Raw genomic sequence first — 24,588 nt, forward strand, 5'->3', positions numbered from 1 at the left:
CTGTCCGCCCCCGGCACCCCGGACCAGGCCCGGCCTGGACCGAGGGCGGATAAACCGCGCGATGCGCGGTTTATCCGACGGGCCCGGGGCAAGACCACGAGCGGCGTTGCCAGCCGAGACGAGTAGACACACCAGCGCTGCGGTTTTGACTGGCGGGATCGTCGCCGGTCTTGACTCGGCCTGTTCGATGAACTGCGCATCGCGCAGTTCATCGACCCCGGGTCCAGCGCTTGCGCTGGTCCGGGTCCAGGGGTGGATAACCCCTGGTCGGGGTCCGGGGTGAAACCCCGGCGCTACGCTACGGGTTACGCCCGGACAACCTCGATGACGACCGGCGGGCGGGGGCGCGCTGCATTGCGCTGCCCGGTCTTCGCTTCGTGCCACGCTTCGAGCGCGCGCACTGCGTTCTTCGGCCCGACCGAGTCCACGAAGGCGCGCGCCGCGCCGAATGCTGACCAATCGCGCTCCCGGTGCGTCACGGCGTAGGGGCCTCGGTCATCGAGCCCGCCCTCGTCGAACGCCTGGAACACCTCGATCATCCGGCCGTCACGAACGCTCTTGCATCCGAACTTTGCGAGTTCCTCGCCGGTCGGCAAAGGCCCCACGAGATATGTCTCCGTGACGAGCGTCGCGCCACAGAGAATTGCCCCCGATACCTTCGAGATGGCGTCGAGCCATGCCGCCGAGGCGGCTGCCATCTCGTCCTCTTCGCCGCCCCCTTCGAGCTCTGCCACGAGTGCCTCGAGGTCGTCCCGCTCGATCCGGCCCCACCGCCGTACCCACTTCTCACGACCGCGGCGGGGCTTACGTTGACCATCGGTCGGATCGGCTGATTTGGATCGCATCGCGGGGTCTACCTGCTCCTCTGCACGATCCGAGCCCCCGGGGTCGGGGCGAAAGCGCCACACGGGGACGAGCTCGGAAGATCGGGCGGGCGAGCCTCTAGCGGGAATTTTTGACCACCGCAAGTGTTCTTTCACGGACGGGACCTTCTCGCCCGGGACACACTCGTTCTTCCCATCCGCCCGGGACCATGTGTAGAACGGCCGCCGCCCGATGCGTACCTCCTCGTTCGAATGGATCGCCGATGACGGCAAGCCGATCTTCGTGCACGTCTTCTCCCCCGACGAGGGCATGCGAGCCCTGGGCGTCGTCCACGTGTCGCACGGCATGAGCGAGCACGGCGCCCGCTACACGCGCCTCGCCGAGGCCTTCACCACGCGCGGCCTCGTCGTCGAGGCCCACGACCACCGCGGCCACGGGCGCACCGCCAAGTCCGGCGACGAGCTCGGCTACTTCGGCCCGGGCGACGGCTTCGGCCGCGTCGTTGCGGACCTGCGAGGCCTCCTCGCGCGCGCCCGCACCGCCTACGCGGGCCTTCCGCAGGCGCTGCTTGGCCATTCGATGGGCTCGCTCATCGCGCAGGGCGTCCTGCCCGAGGAGGGCAAGAAGCTCGCCGCCGTGATCCTTTCGGGGACCAACGGACCGCCGAGCATGATGGCGCGCGCGGGCGTGCTCGTGGCGAAGGCCGAGCGCGCGCGGCTCGGCGAGCGCGGCAAGAGCGCGGTGATCCAGGGGATGTCGTTCGACGCGTGGAACCGCACCTTCAGCCCGAACCGCACGCCCTACGACTGGCTGTCGCGCGACGCGGCCGAGGTCGACAAGTACGTCGCCGACACGCTGTGCGGCTTCCCGGCGACCACGACGTTATGGGTGCAGCTCCTCGGCGCGATGCCCTCGCTCGCGCACCCGGACGCTCTCGCGCGGATCCGGAAGGACCTGCCGGTGTTCGTGGTCGCGGGCTCGGAGGATCCGGTCCACGAGCGGACGAAGAACCTGCGCGGGCTGCTCGACGCGTACGCGAAGGCGGGTCTTTCCGATGTGACGTACCGCGTCTACCCGGGCGCGCGTCACGAGCTGTTCAACGAGACGAATCGGGACGAGGTGACCCGCGACGCTGCGGAGTGGCTCGCCCGCAAGCTCGCCCGGTAGTCAGCGCACGAGCACCGCGTCCCCCTCGATCACGATGTCGTCGAAGGACCGCGCGGTCGGGTGATCCGCGAAAGGCGAAGCGCCGTCCCGCGCGAGCCCGACGCGGAGCAGGCCGGCGGCGCGCGCGGCGTCGAGCTCGGCCTTCACGTCCGACAGGAAGAGCACCTCGTGTGGTGGGGCGTCGAGCGCGGCCGCGATGCGCGCGTAGGACGCGGGATCGGCCTTCTTGCCGGTCGTCGTGTCGAACCAGCCGTCGAAGAGGCCTGAAAGATCCCCCTCGATCGTGTGCCCGAAGAGGAGCCTCTGCGCGAGGACCGACCCGGACGAGAACACCGAAAGCCCGATCCCGCGCGCCTTCCACCGCGCGAGCGCGCCGGGGACGTCCGGGTACACGTGCGATCGATACGCCCCCGCGTGATAACCTTCCTCCCAGATCATGCCCTGGATCGCCTTGAGCGACGTCGCCTTGCGATCCTCGTCGATCCACCGGAGCCAGAGCGCGACCACGGCTTCGTCGGACAGGTCCGGTTGCCCCGCCTCCGCCCGCGCCGCATCGAGCGCCGAGGTGACGCGCGCCTCGCCGAGGTGCGTCCGGACGAACGCCGGGAGCGCCCTTCGCGCGTGAACGAAGAGCGTGTCCGTCACGAAGGCGATCGACGTGGTGGTGCCCTCGATGTCCGTGACGATGCGCCTCACCACGGCGCGCCTCGCTCGAGGGTGTCGGCGTCGGGGAAACGCCGCGCGATCTCGTCGCCCGTGAAGTTTCCGATCCAGCCCGCGGGCGTGCCGAAGAAACGAATCGCGCAGAAGTCGGGCTGCGTGCCCATGTCGAACCAGTGCCGCGTGCCGGCGGGGACCGAGATCAGATCGCCCCGCTCGCAACGCACCGCGAGCACCTGCCCGGCGAGGCGCAGGTAAAACACGCCGGCGCCGTGCACGAAGAAGCGGACCTCGTCCTCGTCGTGCGTGTGCTCCTCGAGGAACTTTCCGCGCGCTGCCCGAGCCTTCTCGGCCGAGCTCGGATCGTTCGGCGCCGGCGAGAGGCGGGCGACGTCGACCGAAGGATAACCGCCCTCGCGGCAGAGTGTTTCGATGGGCTCGCGGTAGGCCGCGAGGATCTCCTCCGCGGTGGCGGAGGGCGTGAACGAAAAGGAAGCCTCCCAGGCCTCGAAGCGGACGCCCACGTCGCGCAGGATCGCCGCGATCTCGGCGTGGTCCTGCGAGGCGCGGACGAGCGCTCCGGGAGCGTTTTCCCGAAAAACGTGGATCGAGCTCACCCCTGGAGGATCGACCCAAACCGATCCTCGCTGCAAGCCCGTTCACGCGCTCAGTAATTCACCTGAATCTGCAAGCGAACGAGACGCCCGCTCTCCTGCGGGTAAGGCGGCTCGGGGTAGGTGCGCTCGGCGATCGTGTAGGCGGCCGTGGCCTCGACGGCCGGGATGGGCTGCCACTCGAGGCCCATTTCCAGCTCGCGGACCTTGTAATGGGGCGCGTTCGTCTCGAACTTGCGTCCGCCGTCGTAGAGCACGCCGCGCACGTAGGGCAGGAAGCTTCCGATCTTGGCTATGGCCATGACGTACCCGCCGTGGAGCGGCCGCTCGACGACGCGATCGCCCACGAGCTCCGGCCCGCGGCCGATGTTGTATTCAGCCTGCAGGCCGATCGGCTGCGGATACAGGACGAACGAGGCGTGGGCGCGGATGTCGCGGATCTCGTCGGGCGCCGTGACGTCGTCCGAGGTCTTCACGACGAACTTGCCGGCATAGCCACCGGCGCCGATCTCCACGATCTGCTTGCCGATCTGAAACGGCCAGGTGACACGACCGACGACGTGCGGCGTGTCGTTCCGCTCCTTCTGGTTCGCGGTCTGGCCATTGTAGACGCCGAGCGCGACGACGCCGTAATCACCCGAGCCCTTGAGCCCGTCGTCGACGAGCGACTTGAACCGCTTGCGAATGCGCTCGGGCGCCCAGTAGAAGAAGAGGCCGAGATCCCGCTCGTCCTTGACCGCGCTGTTCAATGCGTCCGAGCGATCGAACGGCGCGCGGTTCTGGCTCGACTGCATGTTCTCGAAGCCGTACGGCACCTTCGACTGCCCGACGCGGAAGCGGAATTCTTTTTTCTTGTCGAGGGCGATGTCCGCGTACCAGTCGCGCAGCGTGGGGACGTGGTACTGGTCGGAGACGACGCTCGCGAAATCGGGCTGGATGTACACGAAGACGCGCTCGTGCACGTCGCCCTGCAGGATCAGGCGGGCGCGGCGGATCAAGAAGCCGCCGTCCTTGCCGATCGAGCGGTCGCCCTGGGTGTTGACGAGCCGCTCGTTCGTCACGCCGAGCTGGTTGTACCGGACCTGCGAGTAGCCGCGGATCTTGATCTTGTCGTACCAGTGCTGCGAAGCCTTGCCCGCGCTCTCGCCGGGCTTCGGCTTTTCGGACTTGGCCGCGGGCTTCGGCGCGGGTTTGACCGCGGCGGGCTCCGCGGGCGGGATCGTGGCCAGCGCGATCTCCGATCGGGGCGCGGCGGGGACATCCGCCGCGGCGACACGCGGGAGCAGAGGAAGACAAAAAACCGCGCCGAAGACCGAACGCGCGGCCAGACGTGCGAGCGACATGGGAAGGATTCCGGGGGCGTCCCGGCCTTTCTCGTGTGCGCTCCACGCTAGGCGACTCGCGTGACGAACTCGTTACGACTCGGTCGCGACGATGTTACCGTTTCGTTTGCTTCCATTACAGAACTGCGAAGATTCCATGACGGAAAGAGACGGCGCGCCGGGAGAACGGCGAGGCGCGCTCACCGCTTGCCGTGCAGGACGCACTCGAGGAGGAACTCGATCGCCTCCACGTGCCGCGCCGCCTCGGTCGGCGTATCGCCCCACGTGTAGAGTCCATGCCCCGCGAGGAGGTAGCCGTAGACGCAGTCGTCGCCGCCGAGCTCCGCGTCGACCTGCGCGGCGAGGCGCGGGACGTCCTGATCGTTCGGGAAAATGGGCAGGCGGATCGAGGTCTCGTGCGTGTTCACGCCGACGAGGGCCTTGAGCATCTCGAAGCCGGAGAGGACGACGTACCCCTCCGCGACGAGCGCGCGTGACAGGACGGTGGCAGCGACAGAGTGCGTGTGCGCGACGGCCGTCACGCGCGCGCGGCGCCGGTAAATCTGCGCGTGGAGCGGCGTTTCGGCCGAGGGACGGCCCTCGGTGAGGGCGTTTCCTTCGAGGTCGACGACGAGCAGGTCCTCGGCCCGAAGCGCGCCCTTGTCGAGGCCACTCTTCGTGATGACGAAGCGATGCGCGTCGAGGCGGACCGAAAAATTACCGCTCGTCGCCAGGGCCCAGCCTCGCGCATGGCAACGACTCGCGAGCGAGAGCAAGGTGGCCGCAGCGGACTCGGGGAGGCGATGTTCCTGCACGCTCGACCCTACCCGGCCGGGGCAACGCGAGCAAGCCCTGGCATGCCCGGCGCCGGGGAGCTCCTCGCTTGTCAATCCCGGTCGACTTTGCTGGCCTCGCTGCGTCCACGCAGAGATTTCCACAGGAATGGGGCGGCCCCCGGTCGCTCGGCCGCTCTTGCCGATTTCCACGCTCGAAGCCCTCCCAAAGCGTCGCATTCCGTGGCTCGCCGCGTTGTTCCTCGGGATCTCCCTCGCCGGTGTCCACCTCGATTCGCCGACGATGGACGAGCCGGTCCACCTCGTGCGGGGCCTGTTGTACGGGTGGATCGGCGACACGAGGCATCGAATACGAGCACTTCCGCTGCGGCGAGCGCCCCGGCCCCGGCGTCGCTCCTCCCCCCTCCCCCGCCGAGCCTGAGCATTGGTCTCATCGCGAGGCGTCGCGCCGGGGCGCTGCCCCGGGCCCCGCGGGGGCTGTTCGCCCCTCGACCCGAACCAGGGCAAGCCCTGGACCGTTCGTGGAAGAACTGCGCGAAGCGCAGTTCTTCCAACAGGCCGCTGGCAAGACCATGGAGGTGCGTTCCACGCCGGCGACGGGCACGTTGCCGTTGAATCGTCAGCGCCGCAGTCTTGATGGGCAGGGTCGTCGTTGGTCTTGACCTGGCCTGTTCGATGAACTGCGCATCGCGCAGTTCATCGACCCCGGGTCCAGCGCTTGCGCAGGCCCCGGGTCCAGGGGCGGATAGCCCCGGTGGGGCCTGGGGCAACGCCCCAGCGAAGCGGCTCCCAGATGAGACCCATGCTCAGCCCGCCGAGCAGCGCCTCCCGACGACGAGGACTGAATCAGCAAGCGTCCGCACGAGATCGCTTGACAGGTCGACCTTGGCCCTGTATCGATATTGAACATCACTTTCATTTTCAACGAGCACCGACACCCGAGCCCAGACCCCAGGAGCACGACCATGTCTTGTCCCGCGAAGGCCTCTCCTTGCGCCCCCGTGACGCTCTCGCGCGGTCCCGTCGCCCGCGTCGACCACTGCCCGCAGTGCAACGTGATCTCGATCCACCTCGGCGCGACCTCGATCCGGCTCGAACCCGCGGCCTACGAGGCGCTCTGGGGCACGCTCTCCCACGCGCTGCGCGTGCTGCGCGGCCTCACCGAGGCGCCCGAAGCCGCGCCGACGATGTGGACGTCGTCCGGCGGAAGCGCCTAGAAACCTAGGTCGTCCGACATCCGCCGGCCCGTGGGCTTCACGGGCGGCGATGCCGGCGCGGTCGGCTTGCGCTGCCCGGCCCACGGGTCTTCAAGCTCCAAGCTCCGGGTCGGAGCCACAGGGGGCGAAGGCGGCGGAATCGACGGAGAAGCCGGAGCGGCCCCCTCCACCGCTTCGAGCTTCGTCCGCCCGTTCTTCACCGTCGCCTTGATCTGACCCGCGTCGATCATCGCCTGCGCCCGCGCCACGATCGTCTGCGGCGACTCGGCTGCCGCGCGCGCGCGCTCGCGCTCGATCCCCGCCCGCTCGAGCCGCTCGAGGTTCTGCGCGACCTCGTCCTGCCTGCGCGAGACCAACTCCGCCTTCGCCGCGGCCTCGCGCCCGACCTCGCCGATGACGCCCGCGAGGTAGGAGAGCTGCTGCCCGACGTACATCTGCCGCCCCTCGAGCGCCGCGAGCCGCGCCTCGGTCGCGCGCGTCTCGGCCTTGAGCTTCTGCACCTCGGCGAGCGCCATGTCGCCCGCGGTGTTCTCCACACACCCGACACACGCGAACGAGAGCGCCCCCGCGAAGGGCACGAGGAGGCGAACGAGGATCGCAGAGTGGTGCTTCGAGGACATCGGCGACGTGATGCTAACCCGCCCCGAGCATGCAAGGAAAGGCTTCGTGCTGGCTCGCTCACGGCCCTTCCCTTTACGCCTCGACGCGGGTCGGGCATCCTCGGGGCCGGCGCGCTCCGTGGATGCACCCCGCGGCGCTCGTCACGAAGACCCTTGGAGACCCTCGACCCGGCCCTTTCGAGCCTGATCACGCGCCCCCCGGAGCAGAGGCGCATCGGCCCCTTCGTCCTCGTCGAGCAGCTCGGCGCGGGCGGATACGCGCCGGTCTGGCTCGCGCGCGAGACCTACGGCAAGGCCGAGCTGCGCACGGCGGCCGTCAAGCTGTTCTCGCTCGACGTGAACGCGAACGATCGGAGCCGCATCCTCGAAGAGGCGCGCGCGCTCTGCCGCGTCGAGCACCCGAACGTGGTGCGCTTCTACGCGCTCGCCGTCGACGAAGCGGCCGGGGTCATGGGCCTCGCGATGGAGCATGTCGCCGGGCGATCGCTGGAAGACCGGATCGAGGCCGAAGGAAAGCTCTCCGTCGACGAGACGCTGCGCGTCGGCGTGGCCATCGCCTCCGCGCTCGCCGCGGTGCACGGTGCAGGCCTCGTGCACCGCGACGTCAAGCCGAGCAACATCGTCGAGGAGGCCGGCGGCGCGTACAAGCTCATCGATTTCGGCATCGCGTCGGCGTCCTCGACCCCGGCCGCCGTCGAGGACGTGATCCCGGCCGGGCCGGACAGTGGCATGACGCCACGCGCGCTCGCCGCGACCGCGCGGATCTCGGGCCGCATCACGGGCACGTACGGCTACATCGATCCCGCGGTCTTCGGCGCGGGCGCGCCGCCCTCGGCCGCGAGTGATCTCTACGCGCTCGGCGTCACGCTGCATCGTTGCCTCTCGGGCGCGCTGCCCGCCGAGCGCATCGGCGACGAAGGCGCGCTCGATCCCGGCGTGCTCACGGGGTACACGCGACCTCTGCCGCTCGCCGCGCGCATCGAGGGCGTCCCCCGCGCGCTCGCCGCGCTCATTGATCACCTGCTCTCGCCGCGCCCCGAAGACAGGCCTCCGCGGGCCTCGTGGGTCGCGCACCACTTCGAGCAGATCCGTCGCGATCTCGCGGGCCGCGCGCGCGTCCTGCCCGACGAGGACGAAGGCCCGTTCCGGGGCCTTCGCCGCTTCGAAGCGCGCGATCGCGACGTCTTCTTCGGCCGCACGCCCGAGGTCGCGGCGGCGATCGAGCTCTGCCGCGGCCGCGGGCTCGTCGCGCTGGTCGGCCCCTCGGGCAGTGGGAAATCCAGCCTCGCGCGCGCGGGCATCTTGCCGGCGCTCGCCGAGGGCGGGATCGTGGGTTGGCCCGAGGTGTGGGACACGGCCATCGCCGAGCCTGGCCGTGATCCGCGCGCCGCGATCGCCGCCGCGCTCGCGCCGTTCCTCCCGAACGCCGCCACGCTCGCGCCGGGCCCGCTCTGCGAGGCCATGGCTCGGCGCGCGAGCGAGGAGGAGCGGGGCATCGTCCTCTTCGTCGATCAACTCGAAGAACTCGTCACCACCTCCTCGGGCGAGAGCCGCGAAGAAGCGGCGGCCCTGCTCGTGCGCATCGGCACGCAGCCCTTGCCCGGCGTGCGCGCGATCGTCGCGGCGCGGAGTGATCTCTTGCATCTGCTCCTCGCGATGGGGGATCTCGGCAACACGATGGCCCGAGGCCTTTGCCGCGTGGAGCCGCTCTCGCCGACGTACTGGCGCGACAGCGTCGAGCGCGCGCTCGCGTCGTACGGCTACGCGCTCGAGGACGCCGCGCTCGCGGAGGAGCTCTTCGCGGGGATCGACGCGACGGCGGGCGCGATGCCGCTCGTCGAGTTCGCGCTGACCGAGCTCTGGAACGCGCGCGACAAGGGAAAGAAGCTGCTCTTGCGCTCGGCGCTCACGGCCGTGGGCGGCGTCGAGGGCGCGCTCGAGCGGCATGCCGAGGCGGTGCTCGCGTCGATGGAGCAGGCCGAGGAGGGCTCGATCGAGGCGGCGCGCGCCGTCTTGCTCGCGCTCACGACGGCCGAGGGAACGCGGCGTGTGATGAGCGTGGACGAGCTCGCGGCGATCGCGGGGACGCGGGCGCGCCGCGTGATCGAAGCGCTCGGCGAGGCGCGGCTCGTCGTGCCGGCCGAGGGGCCCGGGGCCTCGGTCACGCTCGCGCACGAGGCGCTCCTCTCGCGCTGGGGGCGGCTCGCGTCGTGGATCGCCGAGGCGAAGGGCGATCGGATGCTCGCCGAGGAGATCGAGCATGACGCCGCGCGGTTCGCCCGCGACGCGGAGAGCGCCACGCTCTGGCGAGGGCGAAGGCTCGAGTTCGCGAAGGAGCTCCAGCGGACGAACACGGTCCGGTTGTCGGCGGCGGCCGAGCGGTTCATCCAGGCGAGCGTGCGCGTCTCGCGGCGCGGCAGGGTGCTCGCGGCGACCGCGGGGGCGATCGTCGCGGCGTCGATCGTCGTCGGCGGGCTCGGGTACGTGCGGGCGGTGCGCGCGGAGGAGCGGGCTGCTCAGGAAAAACTCGAGCGCGAGCAGATGGAGCGCGCCGAGGCCGAGCGGAACGACAAGGAAAAGGCAAAACTCCTGGAAGAGGTCCGCGCGACGGCGGCGCTGAACAAGGACCTCGAAGAGCGCATCCAGAAGACGCTCTCCGGGCCCACGCAGCCCGACCCGCAGGCCGCCACGTCCCCGTCCACGAACCCCGCGTCCCAGCCCGTCCTCGCGAACGTGGCGCAGGGCGGAAGCCCGATCCCGAAGCCGGCCTCGCCCACGCCGGCGGCCACGACGTCGACCCCGACGCCGGCGAGCACGTCCGCGCCGGACGCGACCGCGTCGACCCCGACCGGCGCCCCGGTCCCCGCGACCTCGAAGGCGGACGCGAAAGGCCCCGTCACGAAACCGGACGACGAATTCTAGTGATGCGCGCCTCCCGAAACGCCCTCGGAATCGGCCTCGCGATGCTCCTCGGCGCCGCCGCGCTCCTCGCCCCGCGCCCCGCGTCGGCCTGCGGCCCCTACCCGCCGCCGCGCACACTCTCGCCCGCGGACAAGGCCCATGCGCAGAAGCTCTTCCAGGAGGGTCGCGCGCTCGAAGGCGAGGGCAAACTCGAACGCGCGCTCGCCCGCTACCTCGCCTCCCGCGACATCCTCCCGCGCAAATCGAACACGAAAAACGCCGCTGTTTGCCTGGACAAGCTCGGCCGCGCGGCGGAGGCGATCCCGCTTTACGAAGAGGTCCTCGATCGATTCCGCAGCGAGCTCACGCCCGAGGAGCAAAAAGCGCTCATCGACGACGTGCGGCGCCTGCGCGGCCTCGTCGCCACGCTCCACGTCGTCGACGGCGAGGGCGCCCTCTACGTCGACGGACGAGAAATCGGCCCCCTGCCGCGCGAATGCCCACTGTACCTGCCCGCCGGCCGCCACACCGTGCGCGTCAACCGAAGGGCCGTGCTGCTCGATCACGACCTCCCGGCCGGCGAATCGCTGCGCATCGTGGTCGGCGCGGGGCAACCGCCCCCGCCCCCTGCGCGCTCGCAGGGCTGGTTCGCGCAGGCCTTCGGCGGCCCCACGCTTGGCGGCTCCATGGATAGCAATGCCGAGCGCGACGCCCAGAGCGTCTGCACGGACCATTGCCCCTTCGCGAGCGGATTCCTCACCGGCGCGCGCGGCGGCTACATCACGGCGAACAACGTCTCCGTCGAGCTCTTCACCGGCTTCTTCTCCGTCGAATCGACGTTCGAGCGCACGCTCACGCGGGACGTCCCGGTCCCGGACGGGATCTCGACCGTCACGTACACGCTCTCGCACAGGCTCTCCCTGCGCGGCCCGTTCATGGGGCCGGCGGTCGGCTATCGGCTCGACCTCGGGCCGCGGTGGAAGGCCGTCTTCCGCGGATCCCTCGGCCTCGTCGCCGCGCAATCCTCCGATCCGGTGAGCGGCGTCGGCCGCGACGATCGTGGCCATGCCTCGCCGCTCATGTTCACGGGCACGAGCACCGTCCTCCGCTCGGCGCCCACGTTCCTCATGCCGGAGGTCGGTATCGAGGCGAAGTTCGGCGGAATCCGCGTGGGTTTGTCCCTCGGTTACATCCTTTTCCTGGCGCAAGGAAATATCTTCAATGGTCGCGCCTTCGACGCGCAGGCGTCCTGCCCGCCCGCCGGCGACAATGGCGTCGCCTGCGCGCCGGAGACCGTGGCCGACGTGTCCGGGCAAGGGCTGCAGACCGCGCACGGCCTCATGCAGCTCTGGATCCCTCAGCTCACCTTCGGCTTCTTGCCCTGATCGCCGCGGCCATCCCGACGATCACGAACAGCCACGCGCCTCCCCCGTCCTCCTCGCCGCCCCCTGCCGCACACGAATACATCTGCGGCGGGCCGTCCGGCACGAGCGTGGGACCGCAGAATCGTTCCTTTTTGCAGACGAGGCTCGCCGGGCAATCGACATCCGACGAGCAACGCTCGTAGCACTGCGAACGACGGCAGACCCCATCGACGCCGCACGCGGTCCCGTCCCCCTGGCATTGATCGGGGAGCTGCACGCAGAAGCCCTCGCCGCTGCACGTATACGTATGACCGTCCGAAAGCCGCGGATTGCACTCGTCGATCCCAGGGATCCGACTGCACTTGCACTTGCCGCCGTTGCACGACCCACTCGGACAATCCGTGTCCTCTTCGCAATGCGGCGGCGCCGGCAAGCAATCCTTGTCCGGGCAGATGTACCCGCAGTCGCAGAGCTGCGTGGGGTTGTTCTTGCAACGCCGGATCTCGCCCTCGCAGAGCCCGCCGCTGCCGCCCGCCCCACCCGCCGGGGGCGTCTCCGGCCGGAGCGACGCAGGCTCAGGAGCGCCACCCGCGCCGTCCCCATACGCGCCGAGCAGCGCGCCCAAGCTGAGGAGCCCGAGGATCACCCGCTGGGAGAAGCGCCCCCGTTCCGCCATCGCCCCCCCTTACCTCTTCCTCGGCCGCGGCAGATCGTACTCTTCCAGCCGGGACACGAGCGTCCGCCGCGAGATCCCCAGCATCTCGGCCGCGCGCGTCTGGTTGTGGGCGCATTTCTCCAGCGCGTCGAGGATCCGCTGCTTCTCGTCGAGCCGCTTCTGCGCCTCGCTCACGTCGAGCTCCGTGATCCGCTGCGTCGCCATCGGCACCTCCGCAGCGGGCGTCACGGCCCTGCCCGACGGCGGCCCCGACGACCGCGCGATCCGCGGCGGCAGGTGCTCCGGGAGCACGGTGTCGCCCGCGCAGAGCACCGCGGCCCGCTCCATCGCGTTCTTCAGCTCGCGCACGTTGCCCGGGAACGCGTGCCGCTCGAGCAGCTCCCGCGCCTCGTTCGCGATGGAAGGCACGCCCTTGCGCTCGAGCTTCTTCCACGCGTCCTCGAGGAAAAACGCGGCAAGCTGGGTGATCTCCGTCTTCCGCTCGCGCAGCGGCGGCACGACGAAGGTGATCCCGTTCAGCCGGTAGAAGAGGTCCTGCCGGAACGTGCCGCGCAAGGCCTCGGCCTCGAGATCCCGGTTCGTGGCCGCGATGAACCGCACGTCGACAGGCCGCGGCGCGACCGCGCCGATCCGGAGCACCGCGCGATCTTCGAGCACGCGCAGGAGCTTGACCTGCACCGAAGGCGAGAGCTCGCCGATCTCGTCGAGGAGCACGGTGCCGCCGTCAGCCGCTTCAAAAAGCCCCTTCTTGTCCTCGGTCGCGCCGGTGAACGAGCCCTTCTTGTGCCCGAAGAGCTCGCTCTCGAGCAGGGTCTCGCTGAGCGCGGCGCAGTGCACGGCCACGAACGGCTTGCCCCGCCGCGGCGAGGCCTCGTGAATGGCCCGCGCGAGGATCTCCTTGCCGACGCCCGTCTCGCCGAGCAAAAGCACGTTGAACGGCGATCCCGCAGCCCTGCGCGCCTCCTCATGGAGCGCGCGCATGCCAGGATCCGCGACGACGACGTGGCTCGTGGCCCCACGCCGCGCCTCGTCCGTGGCCTTCGGCCCCTCCTCGTGCCGCGCGCGCCGGACGACGGCGATGACGGAGCCAAGGACGATACAATCCCCGAGCTCGACAGCGAACGTCTCGCCGGGCATGCGATGCACGCGGCGGGTCTCGACGGCGCTGCCCTTGTCCTCGCTCTTGCGCACGAACGTGCCGTTCGCGCTGCCCTTGTCCTCGATGCGAAGCGAGGGCCCAACGTGGAGCACAGCATGCCGGCGCGAGACAGACGCATCATCGATACGCACGTCGTTGCCCTCTCCACGCCCGATGGTGACGCTGCCCATCTTCGGCAGGACGGTCGCCGCGGCCTCGTCCCCCGCGGCATACACCACGAGCTCGAGCGTCCCTCGTTGCTCCTGCCGATCCACCTGACCCATCCTGTTCGTGTTCTCCGAAGAAGCAGGCTACGAGAAAACGAAGGCCGGAGGAAGCGGCGCGTCAGCATCGAGAGGCGTCGCGCCGGGGCGCTGCCCCGGACCCCGCGGGGGCTGTTCGCCCCTCGACCCGAACCAGGGCAAGCCCTGGACCATTTGGGGAAGAACTGCGCGATGCGCAGTTCTTCCCACAGCCCGGTGGCAAGACCATGGAGGTGCGTCCACGCTGGCGACGGGCACGTTGCCCTGTTCGATGAACTGCGCATCGCGCAGTTCATCGACCCCGGGTCCAGCGCTTGCGCTGGTCCGGGTCCAGGGGCGGATAGCCCCGGTGGGGCCTGGGGCAAAGCCCCAGCGCGGCGCCTTCCCGTTGTTTAGCGAGAGGTCCCTACCGCTTCGGCGTCAGACGAAGACGGCCGAGGCCCGGAGAGCAGCGTGACGAGCAGTCCTCCGATGGGCGTGAGGATCACGGAGAAAATCAGCGCTCCCCATACGCCGATACGTCGTTCCCTCCCCAGGAGACCCACGGCGAGGACCTTGATGACCGGAAAAACGTAATCGAAAAAGAACGAGGACGTCTTCATGCCTGCCCGAGGGGCTGCTTCTCTGGGTGCTTCCGGGTCAGGTCCACGATGCGCGCCATCCTACTACAGGATGAAGTGGGCGTGTGGTAGTTCGTCCACCGTGCTTCAAGCGCTCCTGTTGTTCTTCTTCGTCATCGCCATGGGGCTCGAATGGCACGTGGGCCGCACGCGTGGGCGGCAGGTCTTTCGCGTGTCGGACGCGACGTCGAACTTGCTGCTCGGCATGGCGCAGCTCGCCCCCGCTGTTCTCCTCTTTGGCTTCCTGCAGGTCACCTACGAATTCATCTACAAGCGTTCTGCCGCCTTCGAGATCAAGGCAACCTCGCCGATCGCGTCGATCGGGCTGCTCATCGGTGTCGACTTCTGTTACTACTGGTTTCATCGTTTCTCGCACCGCGTGCATGTCGCCTGGACCTCGCACGCGCTGCACCACCAGGGTGAGGACTACAACCTCACCCTCGGGATCCGTCAGCACCCGACGCAGGGGTTCTTCGAGCGTGCGTTCTACCTGCCTCTCGCGTTCATCGGGTTTCCCCCCGCGATGGCCGCCACGGCAGTCACCATCAACGCGGCCTACCAGCTCCTCCTCCACACCGAGCTCGTCGGCAAGCTCGGCCCGCTCGAGTGGGTGCTGAACACGCCTTCGCATCACCGCGTCCACCACGGCATCAACCCCCGCTACCTCGACAAGAACTTCGGGGGGATGCTGATCATCTGGGATCGCATGTTCGGCACGTTCGCGGAGGAGGATGAGCAGCCGGTGTACGGCACGGTCGAGCCGGTCGCGTCCTTCGACCCGGTCCACTGCATGTGGGCCCCGCTGGACGGTGCGATGGAACGCGCGTCGCGTACACCGGACTCCCTGGATGAGCTTGGTGTCTGGATCATGCCCCCCGGCTGGCGGCCGAAGAGCATGGCGAAGGCCGACACCCAGGTCAGCCTCGATCGGCCCAAGTACGACGTGAAGCTCAGCCGCGAGGCGACGCTTTACTTGATGGCCATGACGGGGCTCACGATCGCGATGATGATGCGCTACCTCTTCACCAACGACCAGAACCCCCGGCCGCTGGCGACGCAATTCGTGTTCATCACGTGGGTCGCCGTCGCTCTCGTCGGGCTCGGCGGCATCCTCGAGGGGCGCCCATGGGCGAAATACGTCGAGGCGCTGCGGCTCGTCGCCACGCCGTTCGTCGTGATGACCCTGGTTTGAGCCTTCGCCTTCCCTTCACAGTCTCCCCAAGCAAAACCGGTTTACATCTCCCCTTCCCTCCACCGTCCCCCTCTGTAAACCATCTTTCATTCACCCTTCCCTCCACCGTCCCTCTCTGTAAACCATCTTTCACTCCCCCTTCCCTCCTCCGTCCCCAGTTGTAAACCATCTTTCATTCCCCCCTCCCTCCACCGTCCCCCTCCCCGATCCCGTTCTGTTCGTGCCTTCCCTCCCCCGAGCCCTTGTGCCTCCAACGAACATCCATGTACAGTCCCTCACTCTTCATCCCTACATCCAGCCGGAGCCCCCCTCATGGCCGACCCCGATCTCCAGAAAGCCTACGGCAAGTATCTCCTCGCGGCGAAAGCCCTGCCCGCCGCCGACATTCTCCCGTATCGCCTCGACCCCGATCTCGCCCTCGTGAACGTCACGACCTGCATGAAGGTCGTCCACGACCACCAGGCCGCGATTCCCACGCACTTGCCCAAGATCGACCTCGCCTCCCTGCTCGCCCTGCCCGAGCTCGCCCTGGCCACGAAATACGCAGCGCTCATCGCCGCGCAAGAAGCGCCGAGCGAATCGCAGGTTCTGGCAAAGCTATCCCTCGCGCGTGACCTGCGCGTAAAACTCCTGTCCGCAGCCAAGGCCATCGCCGAGAATGGGCTCGTCCCTCAGGCCGAGGTCGACGCCATTGCCGCCGGGCGCGGCGTCCGTGATCGCGCCGAGGACTGCGTGTCCCTAGCCTCCCTCTTCCGCAAACACGCCGCGGCCATCAGCGGCAAGCACCCCGTGACAGTCGCGCAAATCGACGAGGCCGCCGAGGTCGGCTCCTGGCTCGTCGCGAACCTTCGGCCCGCGGACGCCCCGCCCAAACCCTCGACGGGCCCGACCGAGGCCGTGGATCTTCGGAATCGCTTCGCCACCTTGCTCGCTCGAGCCCACGCGCGCCTTCAAGTGGTCGCCCATTACTTCCACGAGGACGATTGGGAAGAACGAGCGCCCGCACTCGGATCGAGGCGGCTGAAGCCAAAGAGCAGCGACAGCCAAGAGAGCACGACCGCCGCGCCAGCAGGCTGACCGGTTTGTCCCCGGAACGGGACTGTCCAGTGTTGGCAGGCGCGACCCCAGGGCCCTAGGTTCGGGGTATGCCGGGGCAACCCAATCAGGCGCTTTTGCTCCGCACGCTCGAGCGTCTGCTCGAAGTCCCGTCGGCCGACCTCCCGACGGCGCTCGCGTTCGCCTGCGACGCCGTCGCCGACGCAATGCACGCCGACAAAGTAGACGCGTTCCTCCTCGATCCGACGAAGAACTCGCTCGTCGCCATCGGCACGAGCAATCAGCCGCTCTCGAGCCTGCAGCGGAAGGTGGGGCTCGACGTCCTGCAAATCGCAAACGGCGGGCGCGTCGTGCAAATCTTCGAGACGAAGGCGCCCTTCCGCACAGGTCGGCTGATGGAGGATCCGGGCGAGCTGAAGGGCGTCCGCGAGACGCTGAAGATCCAATCGAAGGTAGGCGTCCCGATCGAGCTCGGCGGCGAAGTTCGCGGCGTGCTGATGGTCGCCTCGTTGAAGCGCGATTTCTTCACCGAGGACGACGAGCGGTTCGTCGTGTCGATCGGTCGCTGGGTCGGCACAATCGCCCACCACGCCGAGCTCGTCCAGGAGATCGGGCGCAACGCAGTCGAGCAAGGGCGGCGCGCAGTAGCCGAGGAGCTCATGACGGTGCTCGCCCACGATCTACGCAACTTCCTTTCGCCCATCAGCGGCCGCCTGCACCTGCTCCGGCGTCGCGCCGAGCAAGAGCAACGCGCAGCCGACGTGCGCGACAGCGAAGCAGCCCTGAACGCAGTCGGGCGACTGGCACGGCTCATCTCGAACATCCTCGACGTGGCGCGGCTCGACCAGGGCGTCTTCCGTCTCGACCTCCAGCCAGTCGATCTCACAGCGTTATGCGCCGACATCGCGCGCACGCTCTCCACGCCGACGCACGAGGTCATCGTCACCGCACTGGACCAGGAGGTCATCGTCCGCGCCGACCCCTCCCGCGTGAGCCAATGTCTCGAAAACCTCGTCTCCAACGCCATCCGCCATTCGCCGCGAGGCTCCCCCGTCGTCATGTCCATCAGCAAGAAACATCTGGACAACGGCGACATCGGCTGCGTCGAAGTGGTAGACGAGGGGCCAGGCGTGCCCGCCGAAATCCTCCCACGAATCTTCGACCGTTTCTATGCAGGCAAGACCTCGACCGGCCTCGGCATGGGCCTCTACCTCGCGCAGCGCATCGCCGTGGCCCACGGCGGCAATCTCTCCGTCGAGTCACCCCCAGGCAAAGGCGCGCGCTTCTGGTTGAGCATACCCATTTACACGGACGATTGACGAATCGTCACGGCGCGAGCGTCAGGGAGCGATCGGCCCGTCTCTGCTGAAGTGTCAGGGAGCGTTTCTCGAGCCGGTTGCATAGGCTTTCGGCGCAGGGGCAAGATGGGACGCTCCACCACGTTCACCCGGGATACATGGTTCCAGGCCCTCACGCTCGGGGTCGTGTATTTCGTGGTGGCGAAGATCGCCAACCAGTTCGCCTTCCCGCCTCATCCGAGCTCCGTGCTTTGGCTACCGAGCGGGCTCACCCTCGCCGCCTTGCTGCGGAGCCCACCCCAGCGTTGGCCCGCGCTGCTTTCCGCCGTCTTCATCGCCGAGGTCGCCTCGGTCCTGGTCCATGGCTTCCCCATACCTCTCTGGGTGTCCAGTCTGTGGGGCCTGGCCAATTGCCTGCGCGCAGTGGTCGGCGCGTGCCTCATGCGGCATTTCGTGGGCACCGACATACGGCTCGCCCGCCGCTGGGAGATCGCCGGGTTGCTGCTCTTCGGAGGCCTTTTGAGCCCCCTTGCCAGCGCCACCCTCGGCTCGCTCGGCTACACGTTCTCGAGGGCGCCTTCTTCCTTCCTGGGTGACTGGATGAACTGGTGGCTGAGCGACGGGCTCGGCACCATCGTGGTTGCCCCGCTGCTGCTCACCTGCACGCCCGCGAGCCTTCGCCCGAAGTGGTGGCGCCGCCTCGCGGAGCTTTCGGGGATGCTGGCTCTGACCGCGCTGGGCGCGCACGCCATTTTCAGCGATCCCGCGCCCGAAGGTGTCCGCGCTTCGCTCGCCTACGTGAGCTTTCCCTTCGTCCTGTGGGGGGCGCTGCGCATGGGTCCCATCGGCGCGGCGAGCACCTCGGCCGTGGTGGGGATGGTCGCGCTCTGGCACACCACCCTGGGGAAAGGTCCCTTCGGCGCCCTGGCTGCGTCGTTGCCCGAGAAGGTGCTCGCCCTCCAGATGTTCCTGGCGATCGTCAGCCTGACGGCCCTGACGCTGGCCGCGGTCGTCGCGGAGCGATGGCGGACGGAGGAGCTACAGCACTTGCTGGTGGAGGCAGGCACGGTGCTCGCGTCGTCGCTCCATGTCCACGAGACCTTTCCGCGTGTGGCCCGTCTGGTCGTGCCACGGGCGTGCGCAGGTTTTGCCGTATGGCTTGCGCGCGAGAATGGGCAGAAGCCGGAGCTCATGGGTCAGGCAGGGTGGAGCGCCGCCCGGCAGGCGCGTCTCACGGGTCACCTGCCGCCGCTGCCGACCACATCGAAATGCTGGAGCACCCCGGAAGGCACGGCGGTGCTCGTTCCGTTGCGGGTCCAAGGGCAAGTGCAGGGGGCGCTCGTGCTCATGAGTGATGACCGAGCCCGCTTCGCTGGAAAAGCGGTCCTCGCGCTGGCCGAGGATCTGGCTCGCCGGTGCGGCATTGCGCTGGAGATCGCACGCCTCTTCGCGGAGGCGGAGCAGGCCATCGAGGCGCGGAACGAGTTCATCGTCCTGGCCGCCCACGAGCTGCGCACGCCGCTCACGTCCCTCACCCTGCACATGCAGAGCTTCGACGCGCTGCTCCGCCGAGAGGGCGCCTCGGAATCCGCGCGCGAAAAAGTCCGGGCGATGTCGCGCCAGCTCGCGCGGCTAGGTCAGCTCGTCGAGCGCGTGCTGGACGTGGGACGCATCACCACGGGCCAGATGGAGATCCACCGGGACGGGGTGGATGTGGTCGAGATGGTGGAGCAGGTGGCGGGCGCCTTCGCTGAGGATGCGAGCCACGTCGGGAGCGAGCTCCGGGTCGAGGTCGAGGCGGGCTTGACGGCGTGGTGGGACCGAGGCCGCATCGAGCAGGCGCTCGCCAACCTCCTGACGAACGCGCTCAAATTCGGGGCTGGGCGTCCCATCGAAATCCGCGCCTCTCGCGAGGGAGGCGAGGTGCGCATCGAGGTGAAGGATCACGGCATCGGCATCGCCCCCGACGCGCTTACGCGCATCTTTCAGCGCTTCGAGCGGGCGGAATCGTCGCGCAGGTACGGGGGGCTCGGCCTGGGGCTGTTTCTCACCCAGCGAATCGTCAAGTCCCATGGTGGGACGATTCACGTGGAGAGCCAGCTCGGAGAGGGAGCGACCTTCGTGCTGCGACTCCCGGTGGGCTGAGCATGGGTCTCATCTGGGAGGCGCTGAGCTGGGGCGTTGCCCCAGGCCCCACCAGGGGCTGTCCGCCCCTGGACCCGGACCAGCGCAAGCGCTGGACCCGGGGTCGATGAACTGCGCGATGCGCAGTTCATCGAACGAGCCGGGTCAAGACCAACGACGACCCTGCCCATCAAGACCGCGGCGCTGGCGGTTCACCAGGCGACGTCACCAGCGTGAAACGAGCCTTCGCGGTCTTGCCACCGGCCTGCTGGAAAAACTGCGCTACGCGCAGTTTTTCCACCTGAGGTCCAGGGCTTGCCCTGGTTCGGGTCGAGGGGCGAACAGCCCCCGCGGGGCCCGGGGCAGCGCCCCGGCGCGGCGCTCCTCGATGAGACTCAGCCCCCGTCACCGCAAAATGAATTCGTCCCGAGCGGCGGGAAGGACTCCCCCGGCTTCCAGTCGAGCGCGCATAGAAGCAGCGCTGGATCACACTTCACCTTGAAATCGGGGTGGATGCCGGAGCCGAAGGGCCTGCCCTGGTCTGGATTGGCCTTGGCGCAGCAGCGCGTGTCGTCGGGCATTCCCGTCCCTTGACCCATGGCGTCCACCGCCTCGCAACCGACGGCGGGGAACAGCGCGCTCGCGATGTATGTCGTGGTGCACGTCTCGCGAGCGCCCGTCACGGGATCTTCGCTCTCCCGCGTGATGGTCACCTCGCCTGTCGCGGCGTTGCCCGGCGTCGCGAATGCCATGTGCACGCGCACGTCGCGCCATTCGTAGGCGAGCCGCGTCTCGGGATAGATCGCCGGATTGCCGTCCGCGTCCGTGTAGGCCGTCTCCGGGATGTGCTGCTCGGCGACGGAGAGGTCCGAGGCCGCGCAGAAATCGTTCGCGTCCGGCCGCGCCGTGTAATTGCCGAACGAATATTGCTTGTGGTTCGGGTCGGGATCCGTCGCGCTCGCCGTGGCCTTCGCCGTGTCCGCCAGAACGCCCATCGAGGATGCCTGGATCGCGACCGTCGCCCGGAGGGCATCGATTTCTCTGTCATCTCCCTTCGGCGGATTGTACACGGACATGCCCACCCGTTCCCCTGGCAGCATGAGGCAATCGTTACCGGCCTCTTTCGGGAAGTACTTCACGGCATAGGCATCACTCGCAACCTCGCACAGGATCGGCGGCTGCTCGCACGACGTGCCGAATGCGGCCGTGAACAGGAGCGCAGAGGCCCCGAGGGCGATCGACTTGAGGGAGTCGTGGCGATTCATCATTCGTCTCCTCGTTCACGCGATCAGAAGGTCAACCGGACGCCCATGCGGATCGTCCTCGGGCTCTGGTACGATGTGGGGCTGCCGTAGTTGGGGTTTCGGTTGGCGGGATCAAAGGGCGAGCCGTCCTCGAAATTCACGAGTTTGTACCCGCAACCAGCGCTCGTGGCGCATGCCGACTCGCCCTTCTCCGGCAGATCCGACGCGGTTCCGCCCTCGATGGGCCGGACGTACCCGTACGTGAAGGATTGGTCGCGGCTCGTCTCGGCCTGGAAATTGAACAGATTGAACACGTCCACGTTCACGGAGAGCGTGCTGTCCTTGCTGATCTTGTAGCCGATGGCGAGGTTCGAATCGATGCTGTGGACCCAGGGCAAGTTGCCCCCCGAACCGCGCGGCAGGATGAACGCGGCGCCCCGGCCGTAATAGGGATGCGCGCCGAGGACATCGAGCGGAGCGCCCGACGTGCCGGTGTAGCTCATTCCGATGTTGATGCGAATGTTCTTCGGGAGCGCGAACTCCTTGGCGCCGTAGACCTTGGCCGTATGACGCCGATCCCCGGGGAGCGGGCCATCGCGGTTCGGCAGGAGCGAGAGCAGGTCGAAGTCCGAAAGCGTATGAGGGGACGGATAGTTGCCCGAGGCGAGCCCGGGATAGTTCCCGCGGAGAAACGACGCCGTGTAGCTGGCGAGCGCGAGCCACCCCTGGGAGAACGACTTCTGGAAGAACAGCGTCAACGCATCGTAATCACGTCGCGCTTCGGGGAAGTCGGAGGCCGCGCCGTGCCCGGGATTGCCCACGAGAAACGATGTCCCTTCATCCCGGCTCATGTTCTCGATGACGCGATGGATCGACCGGTGCGTGTAGTTGAGGCCCACGCGCGCATCGTCGAAGACCTGGTACTCGCCGCCCGCCGAGATCTCGTCCATCGACTGCGCCTCGATCTCCGGATCCACCGGCGCGCGATCACCGTAATAAAAACCCCATTGCCGGTTCGGCGAGTACGGCGTCCCGATCGTGAGGCGGTTCTTCGGGTCCAGGCAGGCCTCGACCTTGGTGGGATCGGTCGGGTCGCACACGGATTTCGACACATTGGACACGGTGAACGGTCGCTGGACGAACAGGCCCTCGGCGAGGCCCAGGGGCACGTTTTCGTAATAACGCGCGTAGCTGGCGAAGATCTTCGACCGGCCCTGACCGGTGGGATCGTAAATGGCTCCGACGCGCGGAGACCACTGGTTCGGCAGCACCATGCCCACCCCTTCGCTGCTCGACATCAACTGCGCGTCGTACCGCAAGCCCGCATTCACCGTGACCCGGTCCAGGAACGTGAAGCTATCCTGCACGAACCCACCGACGATGGTGGAGTGCGTCGTGGGAGACTGCAAACTCGGCACGTACACGTCGTCCGGGTTCGTCAGGTTTCCGATGCGCCAGACCTGCCAGGCCGAGCCGTCGTACGTCTCCGAGAACCACACGTTTCCGGTATTCGCCCGAGCGAACAGGCTATTTGACACCTCGAGGTCGATCCCCGCCTTGATGACGTGTTGCCCGAGCGCGTTCAAGAGGTACGTGAGGACGGCTCGACCCTGAAAGCGGTTCGTGATGGATTCGTTGACGTTCCCGGGTCCGCCGGTCAGGTAGGCGCGCACGGGGCAATAGATGACCTTCGTCGATCCCTTGGGCTCGCAGCCGCTCCCTGCCGGGAGATTCTCGAAATCGGCGATGGTGTGCGGGCTACTCCGCGTCCACGAGATGCCGGGCACGGTATCGAGCCCCTGGCCGCTGCCGATCCCCGACCCGTCGACCGGCAGGCGGTTGGAGTAGGCGTGGTGATATCCGAGCGTCGTGTCGAGCAGGAGCTTCTTGTTCAGGAAGGACGACGAGAGCTTGAGCGAAACCGTATTGATCCTCTGCTCTTCCTTCCGTCCGAAGGCCGCGTATTCTCCTTCCAGCAAGCTCGTGTTGATCGTCGTGGTCGTGCCCGTGACCCCGTTGAGCGAGATGCGCCCATCACCGCCGGACGACGTGGGCGAACCGAACACGGAGAGCGTCAGCGTGTGCGAGGGGTTGATGAGCCAGGTCAGCTTGCCGATGTATTGAAGCGTCTCTTTGGACGCGATGTATCGACGCGTCCCTCCTTCAATGGGCGAGGTGAGCTGAAATCCGTACTCATCGCGAAGGCTGATGGGGTTGCCCTTCGCGTCCAGCACCAAGGATCCATCGGGGTTCGTCTCGTACCGCAAACGGTTGAGCGAGCGCACGATGTCGAGGTCCTGCATGGCCACGTTCAAGCCCGCGTAGAACCACAGACGATCCTTCATGATGGGTCCGCCCAGCTCGAAACCAAAATCACGCATTGCGCCGAGCTTCTGGTCCACGGCGACCACCGTGCCCGCCGCGCGCACGGGCTTTCGTTGTCCCTCGAATGCGCCCGGCGTGAAGCTGCCGAAGACCGACCCATGAAACTCGTTGCCACCCGACTTCGTGACGACATCGAACACGCCGCCGGTCGTTCGTCCGTACTCGGGCATGTATCCGCCCGTGGCGACGTTGACTTCCCGGACGAACTCGAGCGAAAGCGGCGTATCGTTGATGCCGTCCGACGCGCTGCCCACGGAGACGCCGTCGATCTGGAATCGGTTTTCGGGGGCCGACGAGCCATTGATGGCAAAGCCGATGGGGGTCGGCTGCGCGCCGGGCGCGAGCGCTGCGAGGCTCTCGAACGATCGCACGGCGGACGCTCGACCTCCCGGGGGTGCCACCGCGAGACGATGTGAAAGGTCCGAATCGACGATCAAGCCTGTCGTCGTCGATCCGATGTCGATCGTCGGGGCTTTGGCGACGACCTCGATCTCCTCTCGCAGCTCGTCCGGCATGAGCTCCAGGTTTGCGCGGAGCGTGCTGCTCGTGCGGAGCGTGATCCCGCCGCGCGCGAGGGGCTTGTGCCGATCCCCGTCGAGCCGGATCGTGTATTCGCCCGGTGGGAGCTGAGGGACGCGATAGTTGCCGGCCGCGTCGGTCACGACGGTCTGCTCGCCCTGCAGCGCGGGAGAGGTCACGGTGACAACGATGTTTGCGATCGGCTTTTTGGTTGACGCGTCGAGGACGGTCCCGGTCAAGACCGAGTTTCCAGCGGCGAAGGCGGGGGGCGCGACGAGCAGCCCGAAGCAGGTCGCTCCCAGGAGAAAGCATCGTGTGGCTCTGGAGATCAAGCGCATGTCAATCCTCTATTTTTGGTGCACTTCAGGGAGTCTTCTGCTTCGAGCATTCGGTCGACTCGCTCCCCCCGAGCAACACCCGTACCATGCTCGATGCAGCCTATCATGCCTGCGCGTCGAGACGACGACGTCAGGCGCGCGAGCGCCGGTGTCACGCGCGCGTGACACTGACACGACGCGGTGACACCTCCGCTTCGACGACCGTCGCACGGACGTGACAGTTTGCATCGGCGATGGGCGTCCCCTCTTCA

General features: G+C 68.0%; 18 protein-coding genes. 8 read left to right on the plus strand and 10 right to left on the minus strand.

Annotation, left to right across the window (positions count from 1 at the left end; translation table 11 throughout):
* Positions 1-305: 305 nt before the first annotated feature.
* Positions 306-734, minus strand: a complete 429-nt coding sequence (locus KEG38_RS24395; RefSeq protein WP_272422283.1) for a hypothetical protein — start codon at positions 732-734, stop codon at positions 306-308.
* A gap of 322 nt (positions 735-1,056) precedes the next feature.
* On the opposite strand from KEG38_RS24395, the gene KEG38_RS24400 reads away from it, so the two are divergent.
* The gene (locus KEG38_RS24400) at positions 1,057-1,992 is read left to right on the plus strand and encodes an alpha/beta fold hydrolase (RefSeq protein ID WP_272422284.1); all 936 of its coding nucleotides are present in this window, start codon (positions 1,057-1,059) and stop codon (positions 1,990-1,992) included.
* On the opposite strand, the gene mtnC is transcribed toward KEG38_RS24400, so the two are convergent.
* The 4 genes from mtnC to KEG38_RS24420 form a co-directional block, all read right to left on the minus strand.
* Positions 1,993-2,691 carry an acireductone synthase gene (gene mtnC / locus KEG38_RS24405; protein ID WP_272422285.1) on the minus strand — a complete coding sequence of 233 codons (699 nt, stop codon included), beginning with the start codon at positions 2,689-2,691 and terminating at the stop codon, positions 1,993-1,995.
* Entirely contained in the window at positions 2,685-3,269 is a 585-nt protein-coding gene (locus tag KEG38_RS24410) for a 1,2-dihydroxy-3-keto-5-methylthiopentene dioxygenase (protein ID WP_272422286.1), read from the minus strand. The genes mtnC and KEG38_RS24410 overlap by 7 nt, the downstream gene beginning before the upstream one ends.
* Before the next feature lie 50 nt (positions 3,270-3,319).
* A complete protein-coding gene (locus tag KEG38_RS24415; protein ID WP_272422287.1) occupies positions 3,320-4,609 on the minus strand; it encodes a porin in 1,290 nt (429 codons plus the stop codon).
* Positions 4,610-4,788: 179 nt separating this feature from the next.
* Positions 4,789-5,403 (minus strand): methylthioribulose 1-phosphate dehydratase, encoded by a 615-nt coding sequence (locus KEG38_RS24420; protein WP_272422288.1) that lies wholly within the window; start codon positions 5,401-5,403, stop codon positions 4,789-4,791.
* Between the two features lie 944 nt (positions 5,404-6,347).
* On the opposite strand from KEG38_RS24420, the gene KEG38_RS24425 reads away from it, so the two are divergent.
* On the plus strand, positions 6,348-6,599 hold the full coding sequence (locus KEG38_RS24425; RefSeq protein ID WP_272422289.1) for a hypothetical protein: 252 nt from the start codon (positions 6,348-6,350) through the stop codon (positions 6,597-6,599).
* Here KEG38_RS24425 and KEG38_RS24430 read toward each other — a convergent pair.
* Positions 6,596-7,219 (minus strand): hypothetical protein, encoded by a 624-nt coding sequence (locus tag KEG38_RS24430; RefSeq protein ID WP_272422290.1) that lies wholly within the window; start codon positions 7,217-7,219, stop codon positions 6,596-6,598. The two genes, KEG38_RS24425 and KEG38_RS24430, sit on opposite strands and share 4 nt — an antisense overlap.
* A gap of 153 nt (positions 7,220-7,372) precedes the next feature.
* Here KEG38_RS24430 and KEG38_RS24435 point away from each other — a divergent pair, with 153 nt between their 5' ends.
* Positions 7,373-10,141: a serine/threonine-protein kinase gene (locus KEG38_RS24435; RefSeq protein WP_272422291.1), complete on the plus strand. Its 2,769-nt coding sequence runs from the start codon at positions 7,373-7,375 to the stop codon at positions 10,139-10,141.
* Positions 10,142-10,143: 2 nt separating this feature from the next.
* Positions 10,144-11,505 (plus strand): tetratricopeptide repeat protein, encoded by a 1,362-nt coding sequence (locus tag KEG38_RS24440; protein WP_272422292.1) that lies wholly within the window; start codon positions 10,144-10,146, stop codon positions 11,503-11,505.
* Here KEG38_RS24440 and KEG38_RS24445 read toward each other — a convergent pair.
* Complete coding sequence (locus KEG38_RS24445) at positions 11,483-12,160, minus strand: hypothetical protein (protein ID WP_272422293.1); 678 nt, start codon at positions 12,158-12,160, stop codon at positions 11,483-11,485. The genes KEG38_RS24440 and KEG38_RS24445 overlap by 23 nt on opposite strands.
* A 9-nt stretch (positions 12,161-12,169) precedes the next feature.
* Positions 12,170-13,582: a sigma 54-interacting transcriptional regulator gene (locus tag KEG38_RS24450; protein WP_272422294.1), complete on the minus strand. Its 1,413-nt coding sequence runs from the start codon at positions 13,580-13,582 to the stop codon at positions 12,170-12,172.
* Between the two features lie 681 nt (positions 13,583-14,263).
* On the opposite strand from KEG38_RS24450, the gene KEG38_RS24455 reads away from it, so the two are divergent.
* The 4 genes from KEG38_RS24455 to KEG38_RS24470 all read left to right on the plus strand — a co-directional run bounded on the left by KEG38_RS24455 (position 14,264) and on the right by KEG38_RS24470 (position 19,872).
* Entirely contained in the window at positions 14,264-15,373 is a 1,110-nt protein-coding gene (locus tag KEG38_RS24455) for a sterol desaturase family protein (RefSeq protein ID WP_272422295.1), read from the plus strand.
* A 312-nt stretch (positions 15,374-15,685) separates the two neighbouring features.
* Complete coding sequence (locus tag KEG38_RS24460; protein WP_272422296.1) at positions 15,686-16,450, plus strand: hypothetical protein; 765 nt, start codon at positions 15,686-15,688, stop codon at positions 16,448-16,450.
* A 68-nt stretch (positions 16,451-16,518) separates the two neighbouring features.
* Positions 16,519-17,748, plus strand: a complete 1,230-nt coding sequence (locus tag KEG38_RS24465) for a GAF domain-containing sensor histidine kinase (RefSeq protein WP_272422297.1) — start codon at positions 16,519-16,521, stop codon at positions 17,746-17,748.
* A gap of 105 nt (positions 17,749-17,853) precedes the next feature.
* Positions 17,854-19,872 carry a sensor histidine kinase gene (locus KEG38_RS24470; protein WP_272422298.1) on the plus strand — a complete coding sequence of 673 codons (2,019 nt, stop codon included), beginning with the start codon at positions 17,854-17,856 and terminating at the stop codon, positions 19,870-19,872.
* 374 nt (positions 19,873-20,246) lie between these two features.
* On the opposite strand, the gene KEG38_RS24475 is transcribed toward KEG38_RS24470, so the two are convergent.
* Positions 20,247-21,119 carry a hypothetical protein gene (locus tag KEG38_RS24475; protein WP_272422299.1) on the minus strand — a complete coding sequence of 291 codons (873 nt, stop codon included), beginning with the start codon at positions 21,117-21,119 and terminating at the stop codon, positions 20,247-20,249.
* A 20-nt stretch (positions 21,120-21,139) separates the two neighbouring features.
* Positions 21,140-24,337, minus strand: a complete 3,198-nt coding sequence (locus KEG38_RS24480) for a TonB-dependent receptor (protein ID WP_272422300.1) — start codon at positions 24,335-24,337, stop codon at positions 21,140-21,142.
* Positions 24,338-24,588 lie beyond the last annotated feature (251 nt).

This window comes from Polyangium jinanense (assembly GCF_028435265.1).
GTDB lineage: Bacteria > Myxococcota_A > Polyangia > Polyangiales > Polyangiaceae > Polyangium > Polyangium jinanense.

Coding starts and splice junctions, on each gene's coding strand:
- KEG38_RS24400 (WP_272422284.1), top strand. CDS start 1,057: ATGCGTACCTCCTCGTTCGAATGGATCGCCGATGACGGCAAGCCGATC.
- KEG38_RS24415 (WP_272422287.1), bottom strand. CDS start 4,609: ATGTCGCTCGCACGTCTGGCCGCGCGTTCGGTCTTCGGCGCGGTTTTT.
- KEG38_RS24425 (WP_272422289.1), top strand. CDS start 6,348: ATGTCTTGTCCCGCGAAGGCCTCTCCTTGCGCCCCCGTGACGCTCTCG.
- KEG38_RS24430 (WP_272422290.1), bottom strand. CDS start 7,219: ATGTCCTCGAAGCACCACTCTGCGATCCTCGTTCGCCTCCTCGTGCCC.
- KEG38_RS24440 (WP_272422292.1), top strand. CDS start 10,144: ATGCGCGCCTCCCGAAACGCCCTCGGAATCGGCCTCGCGATGCTCCTC.
- KEG38_RS24445 (WP_272422293.1), bottom strand. CDS start 12,160: ATGGCGGAACGGGGGCGCTTCTCCCAGCGGGTGATCCTCGGGCTCCTC.
- KEG38_RS24450 (WP_272422294.1), bottom strand. CDS start 13,582: ATGGGTCAGGTGGATCGGCAGGAGCAACGAGGGACGCTCGAGCTCGTG.
- KEG38_RS24460 (WP_272422296.1), top strand. CDS start 15,686: ATGGCCGACCCCGATCTCCAGAAAGCCTACGGCAAGTATCTCCTCGCG.
- KEG38_RS24465 (WP_272422297.1), top strand. CDS start 16,519: ATGCCGGGGCAACCCAATCAGGCGCTTTTGCTCCGCACGCTCGAGCGT.
- KEG38_RS24470 (WP_272422298.1), top strand. CDS start 17,854: ATGGGACGCTCCACCACGTTCACCCGGGATACATGGTTCCAGGCCCTC.
- KEG38_RS24475 (WP_272422299.1), bottom strand. CDS start 21,119: ATGATGAATCGCCACGACTCCCTCAAGTCGATCGCCCTCGGGGCCTCT.
- KEG38_RS24480 (WP_272422300.1), bottom strand. CDS start 24,337: ATGCGCTTGATCTCCAGAGCCACACGATGCTTTCTCCTGGGAGCGACC.